The organism is Sulfoacidibacillus thermotolerans, assembly GCF_003144315.1.
In the GTDB taxonomy this organism is placed as follows: Bacteria; Bacillota; Bacilli; order Alicyclobacillales; family SLC66; genus Sulfoacidibacillus; species Sulfoacidibacillus thermotolerans.
This window is the reverse complement of the sequence record NZ_MPDK01000057.1, coordinates 1-3,464: the sequence shown is the minus strand read 5'-3', so window position 1 is coordinate 3,464 and position 3,464 is coordinate 1. Positions and strand designations below refer to the sequence as shown.

Below are 3,464 nucleotides of genomic sequence, written 5' to 3'. Positions count from 1 at the left end.
ACGGTAGGTTTGTCGCCAACCCCCGTTCGGGACTTACACCCTAAAGATTCCGCCCATGCCGGGCGTACAATGACGCAAGGCACTGTTGTGCAAATTTACACAACAATGCCTTTATGAACATGTGATCCTAAAAATCTACAGAATCTTTCCTATCCCAAACTGCTCACAATCCACTATGTATCCGTTTCATTGTACCATGGAAGTTAACCTCTGATCGCTTAGATAAATAAAACCATTCGAATCCGAGAGCGATCTGGTTTTATTCGCGAGCACCAGGAATCTATAGTAAAGTAGTGTCATGAGGAATTTAACAAGGGGGCCTGCACGTTATGAATTTTGATGAAATCGTCGAACGCATCCATACTGGTTCGCTTAAATGGGATGGATTAGAGGCTTTATTTGGTGAGAAGAATCTATTGCCACTCTGGGTTGCTGATATGGATTTTCGTGCACCAGAAGAAGTAATAAGTGCTTTACATACACGAGTTGAACACGGTGTATTTGGCTACCAAGCGCCGCAAGAAGAACTCGATCAAGCAATCATCGATTGGTGGAACACGCGGCATCACTTTGCCATCGAACGCGATTGGCTGGTTCACTGCCCAGGAGTAGTGCCAAGTCTCAGCCTGTCTGTGCAGACTTTTACAGATCCAAATGATTCGATCGTGATTCAACCTCCTGTATATCCTCCCTTTTTCAAAGTAATTAAAGAGAATGGACGACTCGCAGTCAACAATCCGTTACAACTCATAGAAGGACAATACAAAATGGATTTTGACCATCTCGCTCAACAATTTGAAAAAGGAGCAAAAATGCTCATCTTATGCAATCCGCACAATCCAGTTGGACGTGTATTCAATCGCGAAGAATTAGACACGCTTGGGAAACTTTGTGAACACTATGGAGTGACTGTCCTCTCAGATGAAATTCACGGGGATCTCGTTTATCCACCCCACGTACATACCCCCTTCGCTTCAGTTCGAGAAGAGTTTCTTTCTTTTTCGATCACTTTTGCAGCACCCAGTAAGACATTTAATATTGCGGGATTACACGCATCCTATGCGATTATTCCAAACCCGACTTTACGTAAAACTTTCATAAAAGCGTTAGACCGTCTTGGCCTGCGTATGCAAAATGTTCTTTCATCAGCGGCAATGCAAGCAGCTTATCGCTTTGGGGCTCCATGGCTGAATGAATTGCTTGTCTATTTGCAAGATAATCTAATATTTTTGCAACATGAACTACAGAGTCGTCTTCCAGAGATCACAATGCAAATTCCCCAAGGAACCTATTTAGCATGGCTTGATTGCCGTAAACTCGGATTATCGACAGATGAATTAAGTACATTTATGGTACGTCAAGCTGGCCTCGCCTTAAATTCAGGTGCAGCGTTTGGCATTGAAGGAGAAGGTTTTATGCGTCTAAATATCGCCTGTCCACGCTCGACACTTCAACGAGCGATTGATCAACTTGAACATGCTGTAAAGCAAATACGCACTAACTAAGGAGAATTTTTAAGAGCGTGTTCACATTGCAAAATTTTTGTTCGATGGAACACGCTCACGCCTCATAAAGTGAATTTCTGCATAAAGAAAAGCATACCTAAGCGATCGTTTATTTCGAGCCTGTATTGATTACAACTTGTGCTGTTGTACCAACTTGCAAAGCAGGATCTTTTTTTATTGCTGTCCCGATTGCAGTTACCTCCATAATATCCCCATGGTGAGTAATCTCTAGCTTTACCCCCACAATGCCATCTGCGCCAATTCGTGCAGCTTCCTTGCGCATACGCGTAAGCGCCAATTCACGCGCATCATACATCAATTGTGTATACTCCTTTAATTCGCCGCGCACAAGCCCACGAAAAGCAGTTGCGAGTCCGCCTGTCACCCCCATCGAAAATACACTATTGCCAAGCACCAACCCGACAGGTAAATACCCCTTATCTACCACCAGCCAAAATTCTTGGCCCGACAAATCCGATGTAAAGGGTCCTTGACCACTAAAACTTTCAATTTCTTGCTCAACGTCATTCATGCCTGTTATTCTTACATTATTGGAAAAAGCCATACATTCACCTCCTGATCTGTGGTATATTTTAGATGGTAACCCAGATAGCTAAAAAAAGATAGCGCCGTCTAGGCGCTATCTTCAAACATTACGATAAATAAAACAGCAGAGTCACTGGGTAAAGCGATTACGGATTAACAAGCGCTTGAGGAACAAAGCCATGTGTAACTTCTGACATTACAGTCAAGTCCACATTTCCTCCACTTACGATGACCCCTATATTCTTGCCGATGCGCGGTACACGTTCTGCGAGTAACGCAGCAAGCGCAGTCGCTCCAGCACCTTCCACAAGCATCTTAGACCGTTCTAAAAGCAAGCACATCGTTCGCTCAATCTCTTCTTCACTGACTGTGACAAATGTGTCAACCGCTTTTCGTATAATTTCAAAAGGAAGCTGCCCCATCATTTTTACATTCAAGCCATCAGCTCGTGAAGACGGATTGGCGATCACCTGTTTGTAGCCTGATGCCCACGACAAAAAACCAGAATTCGATCGTTCTGGCTGAACCCCGATAATTCTTATTTTTGGATTCTTATGCTTCGCCGCCACTGCAATTCCGCTAATCAAGCCACCCCCGCCCACTGGTACAACCAGAGTGTCAAGATCGGGATTTTGCTCCAGCATCTCAAGCGCAATCGTTCCTTGTCCCGCAATGACATATGGATCATCAAAAGCATGCAAAAAAGGCGCCTTGCGCTGGTTTGCATAAGTGATTGCCGCTGCAAACGCCTCGTCGTAGTTTCTCCCCGTTTTTACTACCGTTGCTCCATATCCCGTAGTCGCCTGCACCTTTGCATCAGGAGCTCCTTCAGGCATAAAAACCGTACAAGCCGCCCCAAACATACGAGCCGCTTGAGCAACACCCTGAGCATGATTACCAGCCGATGCAGTCACGACTTCGCCAACATCCCCGTGTTTAGCCATTTGAGCAACTTTGTTAAACGCACCTCGAATTTTAAAAGCACCCGTTCGCTGAAGGTTTTCAAGCTTTAAAAAGACAGAGCTCCCTATCATCTCACTAAATGTTCGAGAGTGCGTCAGCGGAGTCTCATGAACCACTCCACACAACGTTTGCTTTGCCTCGAAGATTAACTGCGATAAATCTCCGAAATCCCCACGTCAACCACCTCATTTAGTAATAACACCGTTTAATTTGAATTTACGCAATAAACATAACAAATTTTATCGTTAGATTCAAGTGACTGCCTTTCTACTTTAAGACGAGAAAAATACTGTCCTTATACCTTTTTCCTATCAAACGTTGTTATAGTGAGCGACTCTATAGGAAAACACCCAGCAAAAGGCACACGCAAAGTAACAGAGCGTGTGCCTTTTGCGTAGTGTATCGATGTTGTCTGGCAACGACCTACTCTCCCAGGACCCTGCGGTCCAA

At 44.5% G+C, this 3,464-nt stretch carries 3 protein-coding genes; 1 reads left to right on the top strand and 2 read right to left on the bottom strand.

Annotation, left to right across the window (positions count from 1 at the left end):
• The first annotated feature begins 329 nt into the window (after positions 1 to 329).
• Positions 330 to 1,505 (top strand): MalY/PatB family protein, encoded by a 1,176-nt coding sequence (locus BM613_RS14080; RefSeq protein WP_109431797.1) that lies wholly within the window; start codon positions 330 to 332, stop codon positions 1,503 to 1,505.
• Positions 1,506 to 1,614: 109 nt separating this feature from the next.
• Here the strand turns inward: BM613_RS14080 and BM613_RS14075 are convergent, their stop codons facing one another.
• Together BM613_RS14075 and ilvA are read right to left on the bottom strand one after the other, a co-directional pair.
• Complete coding sequence (locus BM613_RS14075) at positions 1,615 to 2,070, bottom strand: YbjQ family protein (protein WP_109431796.1); 456 nt, start codon at positions 2,068 to 2,070, stop codon at positions 1,615 to 1,617.
• 127 nt (positions 2,071 to 2,197) lie between these two features.
• The gene (gene ilvA, locus BM613_RS14070; protein WP_245926403.1) at positions 2,198 to 3,130 is read right to left on the bottom strand and encodes a threonine ammonia-lyase; all 933 of its coding nucleotides are present in this window, start codon (positions 3,128 to 3,130) and stop codon (positions 2,198 to 2,200) included.
• Between the last annotated feature and the right edge of the window lie 334 nt (positions 3,131 to 3,464).

Coding starts and splice junctions, on each gene's coding strand:
- BM613_RS14075 (WP_109431796.1), bottom strand. CDS start 2,070: ATGGCTTTTTCCAATAATGTAAGAATAACAGGCATGAATGACGTTGAG.
- BM613_RS14080 (WP_109431797.1), top strand. CDS start 330: ATGAATTTTGATGAAATCGTCGAACGCATCCATACTGGTTCGCTTAAA.